The organism is Lewinella sp. (genome assembly GCF_050633125.1).
Classification (GTDB): Bacteria; Bacteroidota; Bacteroidia; order Chitinophagales; family Saprospiraceae; genus Lewinella.
In genome coordinates, this window is the sequence record NZ_JBOEFX010000075.1 from 25,300 (window position 1) to 43,948 (window position 18,649).

At 45.1% G+C, this 18,649-nt stretch carries 12 protein-coding genes; 9 read left to right on the forward strand and 3 right to left on the reverse strand.

Annotated features, from left to right (window positions below; all coding sequences use genetic code 11):
- Nucleotides 1-268 precede the first annotated feature (268 nt).
- On the forward strand, nt 269-817 hold the full coding sequence (locus ACRBG0_RS16230; protein ID WP_431487920.1) for a hypothetical protein: 549 nt from the start codon (nt 269-271) through the stop codon (nt 815-817).
- An 82-nt stretch (nt 818-899) separates the two neighbouring features.
- On the opposite strand, the gene ACRBG0_RS16235 is transcribed toward ACRBG0_RS16230, so the two are convergent.
- The gene (locus tag ACRBG0_RS16235) at nt 900-1,481 is read right to left on the reverse strand and encodes a hypothetical protein (RefSeq protein WP_431487921.1); all 582 of its coding nucleotides are present in this window, start codon (nt 1,479-1,481) and stop codon (nt 900-902) included.
- 73 nt (nt 1,482-1,554) lie between these two features.
- Between ACRBG0_RS16235 and ACRBG0_RS16240 the strand changes: the two genes are divergently transcribed.
- From ACRBG0_RS16240 to ACRBG0_RS16250, 3 genes are all read left to right on the forward strand, one after another.
- Nucleotides 1,555-2,094 (forward strand): AAA family ATPase, encoded by a 540-nt coding sequence (locus ACRBG0_RS16240; protein WP_431487922.1) that lies wholly within the window; start codon nt 1,555-1,557, stop codon nt 2,092-2,094.
- A gap of 11 nt (nt 2,095-2,105) precedes the next feature.
- On the forward strand, nt 2,106-2,777 hold the full coding sequence (locus tag ACRBG0_RS16245; RefSeq protein WP_431487923.1) for an OmpA family protein: 672 nt from the start codon (nt 2,106-2,108) through the stop codon (nt 2,775-2,777).
- An 80-nt stretch (nt 2,778-2,857) separates the two neighbouring features.
- Nucleotides 2,858-5,850, forward strand: a 2,993-nt coding sequence (locus tag ACRBG0_RS16250; protein WP_431487924.1) for a WD40/YVTN/BNR-like repeat-containing protein, incomplete at its 3' end; no start/stop codon positions are given.
- Between the two features lie 300 nt (nt 5,851-6,150).
- Here ACRBG0_RS16250 and ACRBG0_RS16255 read toward each other — a convergent pair.
- Nucleotides 6,151-8,649, reverse strand: a complete 2,499-nt coding sequence (locus ACRBG0_RS16255; RefSeq protein ID WP_431487925.1) for a TonB-dependent receptor domain-containing protein — start codon at nt 8,647-8,649, stop codon at nt 6,151-6,153.
- Nucleotides 8,650-9,079: 430 nt separating this feature from the next.
- Between ACRBG0_RS16255 and ACRBG0_RS16260 the strand changes: the two genes are divergently transcribed.
- Together ACRBG0_RS16260 and ACRBG0_RS16265 are read left to right on the forward strand one after the other, a co-directional pair.
- Nucleotides 9,080-9,742 (forward strand): hypothetical protein, encoded by a 663-nt coding sequence (locus tag ACRBG0_RS16260; RefSeq protein ID WP_431487926.1) that lies wholly within the window; start codon nt 9,080-9,082, stop codon nt 9,740-9,742.
- Between the two features lie 61 nt (nt 9,743-9,803).
- A complete protein-coding gene (locus tag ACRBG0_RS16265; protein WP_431487927.1) occupies nt 9,804-11,546 on the forward strand; it encodes a T9SS type A sorting domain-containing protein in 1,743 nt (580 codons plus the stop codon).
- Between the two features lie 251 nt (nt 11,547-11,797).
- Here ACRBG0_RS16265 and ACRBG0_RS16270 read toward each other — a convergent pair whose 3' ends face one another.
- Nucleotides 11,798-13,249, reverse strand: a complete 1,452-nt coding sequence (locus ACRBG0_RS16270) for a hypothetical protein (protein ID WP_431487928.1) — start codon at nt 13,247-13,249, stop codon at nt 11,798-11,800.
- Nucleotides 13,250-13,361: 112 nt separating this feature from the next.
- Between ACRBG0_RS16270 and ACRBG0_RS16275 the strand changes: the two genes are divergently transcribed.
- The 3 genes from ACRBG0_RS16275 to ACRBG0_RS16285 all read left to right on the forward strand — a co-directional run bounded on the left by ACRBG0_RS16275 (nt 13,362) and on the right by ACRBG0_RS16285 (nt 18,649).
- Nucleotides 13,362-14,480 (forward strand): T9SS type A sorting domain-containing protein, encoded by a 1,119-nt coding sequence (locus ACRBG0_RS16275; protein WP_431487929.1) that lies wholly within the window; start codon nt 13,362-13,364, stop codon nt 14,478-14,480.
- A gap of 581 nt (nt 14,481-15,061) precedes the next feature.
- Nucleotides 15,062-15,496 carry a DUF983 domain-containing protein gene (locus tag ACRBG0_RS16280; RefSeq protein WP_431487930.1) on the forward strand — a complete coding sequence of 145 codons (435 nt, stop codon included), beginning with the start codon at nt 15,062-15,064 and terminating at the stop codon, nt 15,494-15,496.
- Nucleotides 15,497-15,901: 405 nt separating this feature from the next.
- Entirely contained in the window at nt 15,902-18,649 is a 2,748-nt protein-coding gene (locus tag ACRBG0_RS16285) for a PKD domain-containing protein (protein ID WP_431487931.1), read from the forward strand.

Here is an 18,649-nt window from a genome sequence, read left to right on the forward strand (position 1 = left end):
GCAATTAATTAATCCGGGTTGATAAGGTGAGGCGGTAAAGCACGGATTCAAACAGTCTTCGATTGGATTCTTGGCGTGGGTGTGCAAATATAATATCCTTTCATTTTTTTTTCTGATTACCTATACGCGGGAAGGTAATGGATGTTACAAATAACTTATTTTGTCGGCTATTGTACGCTGAATTAGTGATAAGTCCCTAAGTTAGCGCTCAATTTACGCCTGTACTGCTCTTTCTGGAAGTCTTATAAAAGCAAAATTACCTGACAATATGAAACGTTTTTCACTTCTTATCGCTATAGTACTCTGCTGCACGCTTGCAGTTCAAGCTCAAAGAGGAGAACCCCAAGGCCAGCGTTGGTGGGTAGGAGCTCATACTGCTATTGGTTTTGGTGCCAGTACAAACCTCATTAATTACACGCTTGGGCTTGCTCCTATGTATGGCTACCGGATCATCCCTCAAATCAGTGTTGGTCCTAGGGCAAGTATCCTTTACAACCACTATCGCTTTAGAGATGATTTTGGGAATGTCTTCGAAAAAGTTAATATCGTAGACACTGGTATTGGAGCATTTATCAGAGGGCAAGTGTACCGGCAATATTTTGCTCAAGTCGAACTGATGTACGAGAATGTTCAGGTCCCGATTGGCAATGGTGAGAAAATCAGCTACAATGGCATGAATGCCTACATCGGCATCGGTATGAATAGCGGTGGCAGCAATCCTACCTTCGAGCTGATGCTGGCTTACGACCTCAACCTGCAAGCTATCTATCGGAACAACCTAATCAATGGTCGCTTCGGTTTCACTTTGTTTTATTAGGGGGTAAGGGATAGAAAAGTGTAAGGGTGTAAACGTCAGAAAACAACCTTTCCCCCCTTACACCCACCCAACTTTTACGCCTTTAGTCTAAGCGCTTTTCCTCTTGGGATAGCACGCCTTCGATGGCGGCAAAAACACGGCGGGGTTTATGAGGGCGCCAGTTGATGTCGTTGAAGAGTTCTCCGAAATGGAGGTAGTTATCGAGTTGGGTTTCGCGCATTTCGTCCAGTACATGGTCCTGCATATTCAGTAGCACCACCCAGCCATCGTATTCCTCGAGGTCATCCTTCCATTCTTCGTAGTAACTATCATCATCGCCGTGATAGTTGAGGATATTTTCTCCAATCAAGATGTAATGGTAGATACCTGCCGGAATCATTTCATCAATGAGTTCTCGTTTGAGAAACATGATATCATTGTGTACAGCATCGTTCCATTCGCCAATCAATTCGATGATGGCAAAATGCTGGTGATAATCGGCAAACAAGACCTTCAAATACAACGTTGACGAACCGATATTGTCCCACTGTGGATGAATGTAGTAGTTATAGATGGTGTCGGTGAATTCAAACTCACTATAGGTTCTACCGTAAAGGGGAGAGCGCTCGTCATCAGCAGCATTGTATTCATCACGCCAACGGAAGAAAGGTTCAAGGTCTTGCATATTTTTTCCTCAATGATATAATTACGAAACACTATTTTTACCCTAAGGTTGAGTTCTTTTTTAAACTTATTTCATGCTAAAAATACTGATCACCGGCCCCGAATCCAGCGGTAAGACGCAGTTGGCACAAACCCTTGCTCGTAGGTTTCATTGCCCTTGGGTACCTGAGTTTGCACGTACCTACCTCAATGCACTGGAGCAGGATTACGAAGAAGAAGACCTCCTTAAAATCCTCAATGGTCAACTCCGGCTACAGCATCAGCATCACCAAACTCCTTTGCTCTTTTGCGATACCGGCCCCGAGGTTATCTACGTGTGGAGTAAAGTAAAATTCGGCAGGATAGACGCTTTTATTGAGGCCAGTTTACGCAAATACCAATATCCACTGACCCTCCTATGCACACCAGACTTAGAGTGGGAACCCGACCCGCTACGGGAAGCACCTCAGCAAGCAGACCGAATACAACATTTCGAGGAGTATAAGCGCATTTTACAACAATTGGACACTCCTTATCTCATCGTCAAAGGCCAGGGAGAGGCAAGAGCAGCCGCGGCTATTACTGCTGTCCAGCAACTATTGAACACAAACACTAAAAATCAGGTTTCAATATAAAATCTACACTTATGAAAACGAAATCAGCTTTTTTAATTTCCCTGACCTTCCTCGTCATCTTTTTCGGCAGTGCTTGCCAGGCCAGCCGTACTACTAAAGGCGGTGCCATTGGTGCTGGTGCCGGAGGAATCATTGGTGGTGTCATCGGAGAGCGTTCCGGTAATACAGCAGCAGGTATTCTGATTGGAGCTACCGTTGGCGGGGCTACCGGCGCCATTATTGGTCGCTACATGGACAAACAGGCCGCCGAAATTCAGCGCGACCTCGAAGGAGCAAAAGTAGAACGAGTTGGAGAAGGTATCCTCATCACCTTCGACTCTGGCTTACTATTCGACGTAGGTAAATTCTCCCTCCGTCCTGCCACCAAAGCCAACCTCAATGAGCTATCAGCTACCCTCAGTAAATACGAAGACACCGAAATTCTTGTTCAGGGCCATACCGACAGTACAGGGTCTGACGAACTGAATATGGAACTCTCCGAAAATCGCGCCAAAGCCGTTCGCAATCACCTTACCGGCCAAGGCGTGGCGGCTCCTCGATTTACCGTCCAGGGATTCGGCGAAAGTTTACCCCTTGCCGATAATGACACTGCATCTGGTCGCCAGCAAAATCGGCGGGTAGAAATTGCTATTTATGCAAATAAAAAGCTGCAGAAAGCGGCGAGACGGGGAGATTTGGAGTAAAACATACCAAGCCATTGCTAACCTTTATCTTCGTCGCGCAATACACCTTGACATAACTGTGTATCACTAACTCCCTCGCGATGAGATCAACACTACTCCTTGGCCTTACTTTGTTTTTTGCATCCAATTACGCCCACGCTCAATGGCAACCCATTGAAAGCCCTGCGGGGGCAGAAATGCACTCCTTGGTGCAGTCGGGAACCCGCACTTTTGTCTCTACCCTTTCGGGCTTGTATTATATGGAGGAAGGTGACAACCAATGGACGAGGGCTTTTTCAGGAGAATACGAGCGTGGTTATGCGAGTGTAATTCAAACTGCAGCACCCATTGTTATCTGCCGGGTCCGATCTACGGAAACGAATGATTTTCACATATTTATAAGTGAAAACAATGGTGATGACTGGACAGATTTTTCTCTGCCTCCTGGAGTAGGCAGCAATTTCACCAGATTACTCTTCAACGGACAGACCATCATTTATCAAATATCCAACGTCCTTTTTGTGTCAACAGACTTGGGCGAAAACTGGTCCGTTCAAAACCAGGGCAACCTGCCTTTTTTGCCCAATCAGCTACGCATGGCCAATGGTTTGTTCTTTATGGTTGATCCTGACTTTAATTTCTGGCGTTCGGATAGTTTGTCACAAAATTGGACGAGTGTCCCCATCGAGCTAGAACCCGGACAATACCCACTGATGTACGTTGATGGTGATTTTATGCTCGCAGGCATTAGTCAGAACCCTATTCAGTACAGCCACGATGGTGGACAAACCTGGAACAATTCTGCCTCCATTGCAAGTTGGTCAAGCGACAATGAAGGCTTTTGGCCAAATGGTGAACAACTTTACACACTCCATCAAGGCGACTTATACCTAAGTGAAGACCAGGGCGTAACCTGGACACAAATATCACCGCTGAATTCGAACTTTGAAGACTTGATCTTTTTTGAAGATTACACCCTCCTCATAGAATCGGAAGCGATTTATCAGTCACCAGACTTTTCTCAAACACTGACACCCGTAATGGAAGGCCTAAAAGGTAGCACCATTTACGATTTCAGGTTACTCGATAATCAGCTATTGTATTACAATTATAGCAACCTCCGATTAGCAGATATTGATGCCAACCAAATTACGACTACCTCCCCTGTTCAAAATGGTCTGGCATTGGACGAGATGGTAAGTGGCGGTGGTTACTACTATATCAACAAGTCCGGCGGTTTTTCAGCGAGTTATCTGCACGAAATCTTCAGGGTCGCTCCCGACGGTACGACCACTTTTATTCACGGCTCCAATAACGGCAGTTGGCTCGTAAGTGACCACTTGAAATACACCGATGATAAACTCCTGTATTTTGATACAGCTATCCCTATTTACTCCACCGACAACGGCGATACCTGGCAAAACCTGCAAAACCTTACTCACGAAGGAGAATACAGCTATGATTACGAACGACACGGTGATGCCGTCTTTAATGTTGGTTACGAAAGCATCCGACGTTTACGCGATGGTGAAACCGAATGGGAGCTGGTGACCAACGGCCTCGACTTGGAGACTTTCCCGATTGGAGCTAGCTCGCGTGATGTTCGCCTAAAAAGCACACCAGGAGCACTTTTTCTTTTAATGGCCAGAGGCAGTGATGACTTCATTGAGTTTTTTGTCAGCCACGATGATGGCGATAGCTGGCAGTCTACCGCTACAGACTTGCCAGACATTATTTTACCCTACCTCAATTCACCGCAAGGAGTAAAAAACATCGTTGCCCTGGGAGGGTACCACATCATGGCACTACGGGATGTGGGGATCGCCATTTCTGCCGACCAGGGCCTCAACTGGACCGTTTATAACAATGGCTTGCCAACGAATTCGATCAATCAACTGGCGAGCTACGATGGTCACCTTATTGCAGCAACTAGCCGACACGGTTTTTGGGAACTAACCGCCGAAAACATCCAATTACAAGCGATCAATGGCAGGGTATTCTTTGACGAAAACACCAATGGCCAGTTCAATGCCGGGGAGCCGTTGTTGCCCAATGTAAAATTGGTACTGGAAGATGAAAGTGATTTATCATTTACCAATCAGGATGGAGAATACCAACTAGCTTTTGTAAATGATGGGAATTTCGGACCAGCGCTGGAAAACCCTTATCTCACTGCCGTTCCTGGCCAGCGCAGTACTACGGAAACAGGAACCCTTGACTTTGCGCTGCAGCTAGATGCAGCGCAAACTGATTTTTGTGTAAGCCTGCATACCGACCAGGTACACCGACCAGGTTTCCCTTCTCGGTACTACCTTAAGTACCAAAATTTAGCCAATGCTGTTTCTTCCGCTAACCTACAACTTACTTATTATGAGTTCCTGGACTTCGAGAACGCGACACTTGCCCCCAGCAACCATTTGGGCAATCAGCTAAGTTTTGAATTAGGAGCTTTAGCACCATTAGCTAGCGGCACCATCGTCGTTGATTTTACGATGGACGTAGCTGCCCCCCTGGGGGCAACCGTGCTAAGTACACTTGAGGCCAACATCCCTGTCGTTGATGCTAATACAGACAATAATACTTTTCAGTTGGAGGATATCGTCGTAGGCTCTTATGACCCCAACGACATACAGGTTAACCTAACCCGGATCAACCCTACCCAGGTAGCTAATGAGATTGAGTTGGAATACCGCATCCGCTTTCAAAATACCGGGAATTATCCCGCAGACAAGGTCATTGTCCTTAATAAGCTGGCAAGTGGTTTGAATATCAGCAGTGTCAATAATATCATTACAAGTCATCCTGTAGTGGTAGAACGCAGGCCCAATCAGGAATTGGCTTTTGTCTTTGATAATATACAATTGGCCGATAGCACCAGCAACGAGCAAGAAAGCCACGGTTTCATCACTTACCGCATTAAGGCGCACCCCTCATTAATGCTGGGTGATACCATCCCGAATCAAGCCGCTATTTTCTTTGATTTCAATGCACCAATCATCACCAATATCGCTACCACTTTGGTCGAAGACTTTACGGGTACACGTAACATTATTACGCCTAGCACCACCTTAACGGTCTGGCCGAACCCTGTGTGNNGTGAATAACGGTGCCCCGCTTCAACTTGCGGTTCCCGATGACGAAACGGGCACCCTGTCCGTATTTGATGCTACTGGCCGCTGTTTACGGACCATTCCTCAGTTTGATCCTAGTCAAAACCAGTTATCTACCGAAGGTTTACCTAAAGGCCAATACTGGTTGATCTTGGAAACAAATACGCGATGGCTACATGGCCAAGTGATGGTGCAATAAGGAGTGAACACGTTAAGAACAGTCATCCCGTATATTGGCAATACGGGATGACTCCTCATGTTAGCTCTAAAAGCTTTTCTGTACCTTAAAAATTATCACTGCCTCCCCCCTTTTGATCATCGTTATTGATCTTAGAACGACGACCGCGGCCATTACCTTCAAAATCTAGCTGCCCAAAGTTATAGCTCAAACTCACCCCAACCGAACGGAAAGGAATGCTAAAATCAGAGCGCTGGTAGAAGTTCTCTCCGCGAATTTCAGAAGGGAAACTTTTGTTCCTGTTGAATGGCTCAATGGCACGCACACCCAAGCTGAAGCGCTTGTTGAATTCTTTGCGCAAGCCCATTCCGTAAATCCAAAAGCTAGGATTTTGTCCTTGCAGCGTCTGATTGGGAGAACGAGCAAAGCCAAAGAGGTCAAACTTCCAGTCGCGGGGCAGATTGATATTGGCGCCGACATTCGTACTCCAAACAATCGCATCGCGGCTCAGGTCAATCGAATCGATGGTAGATGCCGCGTCGTAGGTAAAAATATTGAAGCCCAACCGGAATGATCCCACCTTCTTGACATTTATCGAAGTGAAAATATTGACGCCTACACTATTGTTCACTCCTATATTAAGATAACTGGTGTTGGAAACTTCCGACGAAGGTTCGATTTGCACAAAACTCTCGATAACATCCGTCGTTTTGCGGTAATAAACCGATGCATTTACAGAAACGCCCTTTACGAAGGTACCATAACTAAGTTCGTACTGCTCAACAACCTCCGGGTCAAGGGTTGGGTTGCCAAAAACGACATTATTAGGGTCGTTAAGCTGCGTAAAAGGATTGATATAAAACAAACTGGGGCGCTGAATACGCTGCGAGTAACTAACTTTCAGATTACTGAAATTTTCGAATTGCTTGCTCAGAATAAAGCTGGGTAGCAGGTTGTCGTATTCTTGGGTAAATGGAGCTACCTCCAGTTCTTGGTACGCTCCGCCAATGGTCGTACGCTCGTAGCGGGCACCGGCAATAAACCCTATACTCTTGCCAAACTTCATGTTGAAGGAAACGTAACCCGCATAGACATCCTGGTCGTAAAGGAAGTTGTCCGTCAACTGGCTGACTTGCGTAAATGGGTCTCCATTGGTAGCACGCGTCAGGGTTTCGTAATCACTATCAATACGGCGAATAACACTCTTAACTCCTGTTTCTAATTTCAGCTTTTCGCCAAAAGGATGGACGTAATCGGCCTGCATGGTATATTCCTGATTGAGGCCATTATTGAAGTTGCGAATGTCTTCTTCGTAAATAGCAGAAGTACCGGTCTGCTCTGTAATGTTCTCCTGATCGCTGGCCGTAGAACTCATTTGAAAAGCTACGGAAAACTCGCGCTCAGAATCCGGGAAAGTACGTTTATAATCGGTGGTCCAATCGAAGCCGTTGCGGAAACCTTCATTATCGTTGGTTCTTGCAAAAGTGGTTGATTCTGTAACGCCTGTTGGTGAAATCAGTCCGTTCAGTGTACCGTCTCTCCAGTTATTAAACCCATTGAAACGGATAGAAGAGTTGATACTATTATAGGCATTGAAATCATAAAAGGCCCCAAAGTTGCCGTTAAATCCTAGCACTTGACTGCTATTAGGCCCCTTCTGCTCAAAGACAGAAGTGGTTAAATCACCATCGTATTCTTCCCGTAGGAATTCAATATTACCCTCCCGTCGCCACGACCAGAAGCTGTTTGCTCCACCATTAAGGCCAAAACGACCGCGTACCCAGTTGAGGTTGAGGCCACCGTTGTTCTGACGCGTACCAATAGAAGTATTGGCAGACCCCGTAAAGCCTTCTGCATTTCGCTTTTTGGTAATAATATTGATGATTCCCGAACTGCCTTCTCCATCATATTTGGCAGAAGGAGTGGTGATGACCTCTACCGTCTTTATTTGATTGGCTGGAATGGTTTTGAGGGCATCCGCGGGATTGGCGGCAAACATCGTAGAAGGCCGGCCATTGATCAAAATCTGAATATTGGAAGATCCCCGTAAGCTAACATTACCATCCAAGTCTACCGATAGCATAGGTACATTTCGTAACACATCAGCGGCATCGCCACCAGTAGTGGTAGCATCCTTATCGGCATTGTAAACCAGCTTATCAATCCTGTTCTCTACCAGCGCTGCCTGTTCGGTGACCACAATCTCGTCGAGATTAACACCCGTAGGAATGAGATAAACCGTTCCCAGATCGAGATCAGGTTTCTCCAGCGTGGTTTCCACACCTTTTACCAAACGGCTTTCGTAGCCCATAAAACTGATGCTTAATTCATAAGCACCATTTTCTACTTCAATGATTTTGAAACTACCATCAGCTTCCGTGATACCACCATCCAGTTGTTTGCCATCAGAGGATTGAATGAGCACCAGGGTAGCAAACTCTACCGGCTGCCCACTCAGGGTATCCACCAAGGTGCCCGTAATCCGGCCTTTGATGGTTGGGCCTTTTTTACCACCTCCCCCACCCCAGGGTGGCTGCGCCATTAAGAGGGTACCTAAAAGGAGAAATGCGCTAAAGAGTAGCGTACGTTGGTAAAATCGTTTCATGGTTATTGAGCATTTAGACTAAAGAAACACAAAAGTGAACATTGAGTTTAGGTGTACCTAAACGATGATTTGAATCCTGATGAATTTGCAGTAAAGTAGTCGAGAAGCGCTTTCCTTGTTCAAGACGGGCAGAGATGATTGTTTTTTAATAAAAACAGCAAAAAACAGCGATTATTTCATCTTTTCCCTCTGCAAAACACTAGGCACCAAGGAAAACGAGGAAAATCCATAGGAAAAACAAAACCCACAAACACCTTAAAATCAGTCGATTAAAAAAAATAAATTCTTTCAAAAGCAACAACACCCCTTAAAACCCAACTTTAAAACACCCAAATACTGAGATTTTATCAGCGCCCAAGAAGGGAGAGATTTGTAATGTCAAAAGAACACAAATAAGCTGTTCAATTATTCATTCAAATCACTATTTATCATGCAAAACTCACTGTATCTCTTTCTCTTTCTTTTAATCATTGTTACTGGTTTTAGTTGCCAACCTCAACAAGAAGACAACGCCCCCGTTTTGTTGAATGAAAACGTAGAATTCCGTTCAGACGAGCTTGCTCAGTACCCCCGTCCTACTGATATTGTAGAAATCTCCTTCGCTGAAATCGATGGTTTAGCAGAATCCGAAATATACCAAAACTTTTTAGTGGAAAACACGCTCTCTCCAGCCCAGTATTACCAAGTTTTCACTGATACCGACGAAGTCTTTTATTCGATTGACTTTTACCACCCTGAAGGTCGTATCATCAATTTAGCATTATACCCTCGAGATGGAAGACTATACCCATTAATGGTAGAGGAATTCCCAATCGACGAGCAAAACTCTACAGTCGTAGCCATTGATTTCACTACCCTGGAATACCTTGGCGAAATCACTGTTACCTCCGTTGATCCAGGCAGTGTGGGCGGTATCTACAAACCTACTTGCAGAGCATCCTCCAACTCTTTTGGGTCGTGTGTAGGTTGTGCACTCAATGAACTCAACGATGACTTTCTGGGAAAGCTAACATGTACTACAAATACGCTGATCTGCTTCACTGCTGCTTCCTTGCACTGTGCTCCTCTTCTTCTTGACGATTCTGTTGTGTAATTCTCTTTTTTTTCTAAAAACAAGCCCTCATCCTCGTGATGAGGGTACAATACTTCTCAAAATGAACTATTCAATCAATACCCATACTCCAAGAGCTATCTTCTCGGTGCTCTTTCTCTTCCTCTCTCTTTTCGGCAGTCTAAACGCACAGGAATGCGATGTTACCCGAACCGCTAATAATGGCCCTGCCCAACTCTGCCTGGGCGATGTCGCTGACATCATGCTTTTTGAATGTGTCGATTGGCAAAACGTAACTTATGAATGGACCGTAGAAAAGTGTTTTTTCGACCCTTCTACACTCACCACAGACTGTAACAATGTTACCATACTTACCCCTACTCCTATCTCTACGACACTACCTTCTCTTAATTACACCTGTAATGAAACAGGGGTGTTACAGTTTAAAGTAAATGTAAGAGATAACGTAAGTGGGCAAATTATCGCTACGCCATGTACTGGCGGTCCACTTTGCCTTACGGCATCCGTTGAGGTATTTGGCACGAAAGTCCCAGACTTCACCATCACGGAAACAAGCTGTAATTACGACCCTATACGAGATGAATACAGCAAAACTATTGAGATTACCCCAACGATAAACGCAGACCTTTCAGGATTACTCATTGGCGTTAACCTTACGGTGGATTGGGGCGATGGTCAAAGTAATCAGCGGATAATATCCGGAGCAAACAGTCGTACTTTCTCTCATACCTATACTTGGTCTATGTCGGCCAACCCTAGTCCTTCTTTCCCCATCTTAGTTACTGCAAAGAATGAGATTTCTGTTTTTGAAATGGACCATTGTAACACCCTAGAAAGCTTCACCCTATCTTACGAGCCCTCTGTCATCCTCACAGACTTGACCTATGAAATCGTCGAAAGCAACTGTGATCAGCAAATACTTTGCTTTTCTGACTTAAGTGAATTTATTGCACTACGCATTTACAATGAACAAGGAGAGCTTATTGATCAATTTGACCCGAGCACTTCACCATGTATCACTTTTACCGAAAACGGAAACTATACCTTCCAGTTGGTGGATATACAAAGCGTATGCCCCTACTTCTACTACATAGAGATTACACTTTCTCCCGAAGAAGCAGGGGAACTTACGACAACCAGCACCAGTATTAGCCCTGGCGATCCTTTCAACTTGAACTTGACCAACCCACACAATGGCTTTGTCAGTTACGAATTTTTGTTCAATGACTGTTCAGGTGCTTCCTATTGGTTACCGATGGAAATGGGACCTGCCGACCAGTTCAACAGCTACCAAGTACCAAGTTGGATCACAGAACAATTAGTGCCTTGCATGCTGAATGAGAATTTTGAATTCTGCTTTCGCACCAAGGTCTTCTGTGAAGAAGTTGACATCTCTTACCTCGACAATAATACAGGTACCGCTTCTAATATCATTTGCCTGCCCATTTGTGTAGGTGGTGACGGCAACCCTGGCGGTGGCGGCGGCGATGATCCCAATGATCCAGGCCACTGGCTACAAGGCCAGCAAGATGATACGCACTCCATTCAGGAGCGTACCCAAAAAGCTTCTAATTCAACCACTGTATACCCCAATCCTAGCAAAGGCATCGTCAACATTGAAATGCCCGCCAATGAAACAGGCACACTAGCCAACTTGGAGATCGTGAATATCCTTGGGCAAGTAGTGTGGCAGGAAGAAGTAGACGAAAGTCAGAATACTTCCCTCACACTAGACCTCAGCAAACACAGCAGCGGCACCTATTTCGTGCGCCTCCTTTCCGACAATGGGACGACCCACCTTTCGACTATCGTAATTACGAAGTAACTCCTTATCAGGAAGGATAGCCACCCTGCAACAGCCGTTACGGGGTGGCTTTTATAATCTGGCACAACTAGACGAGTACTAGCAAAGCCACTTTTGATGTGGCCATTTTTTCAACCTAATACTTAATCATTATAAATTTTCTAACCAGAACTGCTAAGTAAACCTGTGATTAAACAGTAAAGTCAGAATAGTTTGTTTATTACTTGTTTTGATAATCTAATGCAGTCCTGCTATTTTTGGTGGGGTAGCTTTTATTCGTTGATGATTTGTTGGAGCCATTCCCTATGAATAACATTACTAGTAACATCTATTTTAGTTTGTATTTTCTTCCACTTATCAGAAGTCTTATCATGCTCATATTTTAATACCTGATTCAATATTTTCAAAAAACTAAGGAAAGAATCTCGTCTTTTCTTTGCTACTTTTGATCTTCTTATTTTTTGTTCTAATGCCCTAATTCTATTGTCTATCAACTCATTATTTGTCATATAGTAAATCCTAATTAATAATGCGTCTACTATAATGCTGTAGTTCACATTTTCGAAATTACGATACACCAGTTTTTCCATAGCTAGGTCATATTCTCGATTGGCAAAAAAAACTTCTGCCTCACTGAGACAATGTGCCTCTTCTGCAAAATGGGTGCCAATAATCCGTTTAGCAGGGTATTTCTTCAATACTTTTTTTGCCCACTCTATCTCATCACATTTTAATGCAATAGCAATAACTACGTGTAAAGCAACTGGTAATATTTTATCATAAGTATCAAAAAAACCTTCTTCCAAGTGGAGTTTATAAATACGGAAGAGTTCTTTCGAGTAGGCCTTAGGGTTTTCCTGCTTGCGGTAAGCCTGAAAATAAAAGTTCCTGTAAAAGGCCATCAAATTCCTGATTGCATGGTTTTCAATTTTCCCACGATGTTCCAATATACTTCCTGAAAATGCTTCCAGTTCCTCAAGGGTTGGAGGCACATCCAACCATTTGATGATTATCTGGTAATATTCATTTAATGGATAGCCATCTGAATTATCGTCTTCTCCCGTAGGGAATAATTCTTGTGTTTTTTCCAATATTCCCTCATCATCAATTGCTCCTAACCTCTTTTGATATTTAAGGGCAGCAGTCAGTTCTAATTTCGAAACTTTATAAAATTGATCAAGGCTTTTATGGGTTGATATCAAGTTTATATCATCTGTATAAGTGTTAAAAATACTTTTAAAAAGGGTGCCTTCTAATTCCATCAAAAAACTGTCCAAATAATACCAAGGCCCAACATCCTTTCTCTTCTTTTGGTATTTCCAAAATTGGCTCATCGTTTGTTGAAATCGCTCAGGCAAGTTGTTTTGTAAGTAAAACCTAGCCAGATATAAAAAGTGTTTCGATTCATAATTATCTTTACTGGCCATTTCGACATGAATGAATTTCTTAACCAGTTTGAACAAATCTGTAGTTAAGGCATCAATTGGATTTTTTTGCTTTGGCCGATATGTGTATTCAGGAAAATACTTGGTATTCAATGATTCCTTATCAAGCTTATCTAGTCGTCTTATCTGACTTGGCGCAGCAAGATAACTGTATAGATTTACGATCTGCTCTGCATTATAAGCATTATTAAAATAAGGAGACCGCAGGAATAAAGCTAACTTTTCTAGACTTTCTGCGTCTAAGCATTGAAGAACTTCAACTAACTTTTGGTTGATCATATTTAGGGGCTCGTTACAGAAAATCGGGAAAAAGTGTAGTTTTTTTTTCTTCTACTCTCCCTCATCTTTGCTTCCAGACAAGTAAACATACTTAATTTAAACAAACTGAACTATGAAATTTCTATTCTCAAAAGTACTCTCCCTGACCATCTGTTTGATTATTTACTCCAGTACAATCTTTGCCCAAGACTGTACACTACCTGCTCCTGACCTTAATATTATTGAAGAGACAGAACACTCTATTAGTTTTGAATGGGAAGCAGTAGATGGAGCCGTTTTATATCAAATCAATCTCTATATACACGATGGTGAAGAACTAATACAACAGGTTCAAACAGAAGAAAACTTCCTTACTTTTCATGACTTACCCGCTAGTACAGTCTTCACCATCGGTGCTCAATCAGGGTGTACAGAAGAAGCTTTTGGGCCCGAAACTATTAAGGGGGAAAAAGCGCGTACCCAAAGCGGGTTAGTCATCATTGTTGAGGATATAAACATTGCTGATCCGATCAACTGCGAAATAGCAGGAGATGACGCTTTCACGATGACAGTAGGTAGTGTTCCGCTGGCGCCGCTCAGTATCGCGGGTGCGATCTACCTAAATATTTACATCACAACTCCAGGTTCACCAATAGAAGACGAGTTTTTTGAAATAGTCGTATTCAAAAACACGATGACCTCTTTTCCTAATAATTTATTGGTCGGTGTGCTCCAGGCTCATACCAATAGGATATTTATTGACCGAAATAATAATATCTTCATGAATGAATATGGCCGTCCTAACAACTGGCATTTTGTTACTCAAGTGAACGATGTCTTAGCTCCAGGTAATATTCTGGAAATGCGTTGGGTAGAAGATGTAATCGTCAGCTACAATAACTGCATTGGGTTTAGCTATACGATAACTCCCCCCCCTGGCCATCACAACCCAGCTCTCACATCGCAAAACACCCCTGGCGAGCACTCAACAGCTACTACTACCAAGCAGTCATCTACTACCCCCGCTTCTCCTGTAACCTACCCCAACCCTGTCGCTGATCGCCTCACCATTGAGCTTCCCGCCCAAGGTGGAAATGTGCAAATTATGGACATCAACGGCAAGGTATGGCACCAGGTAAACACCCAAGATTTACGCCTGACCGTAGACATGAACAACTGGCCCACTGGCACCTATATCCTGCGTTATGACGATGGAAAAACGCCCCACATACAACGGGTAATCAAACTTTAAAAACGCCCTCGACACCATTTGAAAACGATTTTACTGAACAGAAAGGCATTTCCCTCTTGTAAAATTTAAGTTCAGTAATTCTTCCCCCGGTTGGCCAGTAATGGTTAATCGGGGGTTTTGTTTTTTGAAAAACCTGGCGTATTCTGGTGCTCCAAACGGCCTATCCGTAAGAAACACGCAAAATAATGAGCGAGCCACCCCATGAAAAACAAACACCTATAAATCAATATTTTACACAAAAACCAATCCACCAACGCAAGGAAATGTAAAAAACGCACTACGAAACTTGTGGACTACGATTGACTTACCTTCATACATTTAGAATCAAGTCGCTCGAGCTATCTTCCAAAGAACGGCACTCAAAAATATTTGGAGACAACCACTCTTAATCAGAAAATCGGTATCGCCATTTAATGGTATCGATTTCTGTGCAAATGATCAGATGGCTCCTCTTCCTTAGCTCCCCCCTGCCTTGCCCTGGATTTATTTCGACGACTCTACATCTCTTTATGTGATCATTATCACTCACTAATATCTCTATTTTTCCCATCTTTGCATTTCGAACAAAATCGAAGCGCATCATGGGTATTTTTCGCAAAGGCAACAAAGCTTACAGCATCTTCAACATCAAATGTCCAAAGTGCCCCGAAAGTGATATGTTCCCTACCGGGAGCCTCAGTTTCAAAGAACCTTTCGAAATGAAAGAGCGCTGCGACAAATGCTATGAAGACTTCTTCCCCGAGCCCGGCTATTACTACGGCGCCATGTTCCTGTCCTACATTTTCACAGCCTTTTTCTCCATCGGTTTCGTCTTGTTTCTGCACTGGGTACTCGACTGGAGTACTGCCGCCAGCTTCACTGCATTACTAGTAGTATTAGGGGTATTCTTTGTCTACATTTTCCGATTGGCTCGCGCCCTTTACATCAATATGCACGTCCACTACGACCCCAACGCCATCGAAAAAGGTAAAAGCAAGGCCAATCAAAAAAGTACCGCTTCTCGTTTCGGTAATTAGTTGTTATTAGGGGCCCCACCATCGCCCTTTGGGGCTTGGTGCCGCGTCGTCCGCCCAGCGCTTCGCTGCTTGGCTACCACCGCTGGTCCTTGCGGGCTCCGCCCCCCGAGCTCAGCTATTCGCTTCGCAACAACCATATCCAAACGTACAATCGTACTGGTACGATCAGGGTGACCTTTTCCTAAGTCAGAAATGAGAAGTCAGAAGTCAGAAGTCGGAAGTTTTTGAAGGCCACTAATGGTCAGCTTTCCTCTAGCTAATGCGCGTGTCACAACATTTCCGACTTCCCACTTCCGATCTCCCACTTTGACTCAACCGTAGATCGCACTAGTACGATTGCCCCCCTCTACCGCTATTCTCACCACAATGCCTTATTTTTGCACAAACGACTAATTTCTCGCTATCATGTCCACAGTGCATCCCTCCAATTTCCGATTTTTCTTAATCGCTACTTTCAGCTTACTCTGTTTTTGCACACCACTCTGGAGTCAACTCCCCGACGACTTTTACGATACCAAAATCATAGATGGCCTTGAACTTCCCCTTGGCATCACCTTCGACCAAAATGGCCAGGGCTACCTATGGGAAAAAGCAGGCCAAGTATACGTCATGGACACCTCAGAGCAACTGCTTCCCGAGCCATTAATCGACATCAGCGAAAAAGTGGCCAGCTGGAAAGACCACGGCCTAAATGGCTTCTGCCTCGACAATGATTTTACCACCAATGGCTACTTCTACCTCTATTACGTCGTCGACCTTCACCACTATTGGCACTACGGCACCCCCGAGTACCATCCAGATACAACCGTCACCTATAAGCCTAGTTTCGCGCGGATCGTTCGCTATCAAGCCGACCAGGCAACCAACTTTACAACCGTCGTTCCAGATTCTGAAAAAATCCTCCTCGGAGAGGATATCAGTACCGGCGTACCTATTCTTTACGAATTCCACGGCGCTGGTACCCTTATCCAGGGATTAGACGGCACCCTGCTCTTCTCGGCAGGTGAAACAACGGGAGGACTCCATATCGGTATTGGCAATGAACCCGGCGACGAGTATGCTCCCCAGGCTATCGAATGGGGAATCATCACCCCCGACCAAGACCTTGGGTCCTATAAATCACAATACCTCGGCACCCTCAATGGTAAGGTACTCCGCATTGACCCCAACACCGGAGACGGCCTCGCCTCCAACCCTTTTTACGATCCTGAGGCACCTCGTTCTGCACAGTCACGTACCTGGGCAATGGGCTTCCGTAACCCTTTCCGCATGATGCTCAAACCCAATACCGGCAGTCATTACCCCGACCAAGGTAACCCCGGGACTATCTTTCTCGGAGACGTCGGCAATGGCGGATGGGAAGAACTCAACGTTATAGAGCACGGTGGTCAAAATTTTGGCTGGCCAATCATGGAAGGCAATGCCCTCGCCTGGAAATATTGGATCATAGAGGCTCCGATCAATCCATTAGCCCCCAACCCGCTAAGTAATTGTGACCAGCCTTTCTTCAACTTCCGCGACTTGCTCGCTCGCCCACTCGAAAGTGGCCCCTATGTACCCGGCAACCCTTGTGATGCGACCCAACCCATCCCACAAGATGTATTCCCCACCTATGCCCAGCAACCGCTCATTACCTGGAGCAACTCCCGCTGGAATCCTCCTGCTCGCACAGCCGTACCCGGCTGGACGGATACCGGAGACCCCAGCAGTATTTATCTTGTCGACGATGATAGCCCTGTCACCGGCGAGATGTTTGATGGTTACTCTAGTCTGGCGGGCATTGTCTACCAGGGTGATCAATTCCCCGAAGACTATCGAGGCAAATATTTCCACGTAGACTTCAGCGGATGGATTCGTACCCTTACCATCGATGATAACAACGAACTCAGTGCCGTCGACCTCTTCCATGAGTACAGCCAGGATATTATTTACCTTGCCCAAAATTTAGCCAACGGATCGTTGTACTACACCAACCTTGCCGGAGAAGTTCATAAAATCACCTACGGTGGCAACCCCGCCCCCGTAGCCGTCATCAATGCCGACAAATACTTTGGCCCCGGGCCACTAACGGTACAGTTTTCGGCCAGCAGCTCTTTTGATCCCAATAATACCGCACTCACCTACCTTTGGGAATTTGGCGATGGCGAAACGAGTACACTCTCCGACCCCAGCCACACCTTTACTAGCAACAGCAATGATCCCACCAGCTACACCGTCCGCCTCACCGTCACAGATGAAGAAGGAGCCAGCAATGCGGCAGAGCGGATCGTCTCGCTCAACAATACGCCTCCCCAGGTAGAGATATCTTCCTTCAACGATGGTGATCAATACCCTCTTGGCTTCACCTCTCTTCTCCGGCTGGCCGCCAACGTGACCGATACCGAACATGCTGAGGAAACACTGATGTATCAATGGCGAACATTCCTTCATCACAATGACCACTTCCACCCCGACCCCGTCATCTTCGACCGCGAGAGTCACTTTCTCATCAGCCCCTTAGGCTGTGAACAGGAAATTTATTTCTACCGCATCGAGTTAACCGTCACCGACCCCGGAGGATTATCCACAACAGTTTCTCAACGAATTTACCCCTACTGCGGTGATCCCTACGTCGAATGGGTCAACCTCACCGGCGAAGTGCAGGAATCCAGTATACCCTTACAATGGAGCACACAATTTGAAGACAACATCACCAGTATGGAGCTCCAGCGTGGCAATGACTATTTCTCTTATGAAGTATTAGCAACGATACCTACAACTGGTAACCATACTGATCTACAGCACTATCAATACATCGACGAAAGCCCTCTCCGTGGTGCCAATATCTACCGTGTTAAAGTCACCACTACCGACGGTGCTTTCACCTATTCAAACCTCGTTCCTTTCAGTTATCCGGCCCCTAAAGCTTGGCGAGTTTTCCCAAATCCCGCCGATCATCAGCTATCTTTCTACCTTCAGGAAGCTTCTTCAGCAACCGTCGAACTTGAGCTCTTTAGCCTCCTGGGGCAACGCCTTCGGCAAATCACCTTCCCCGCTACGTCGGGAGAAGAATGGCAACGAGAAATACTGATCAATCAACTTCCCGCTGGCGTCTATGCTTACCGCTTACGCAGTGGCGAACAGACTTACGTTGGGGAAATAATCATTAATTAA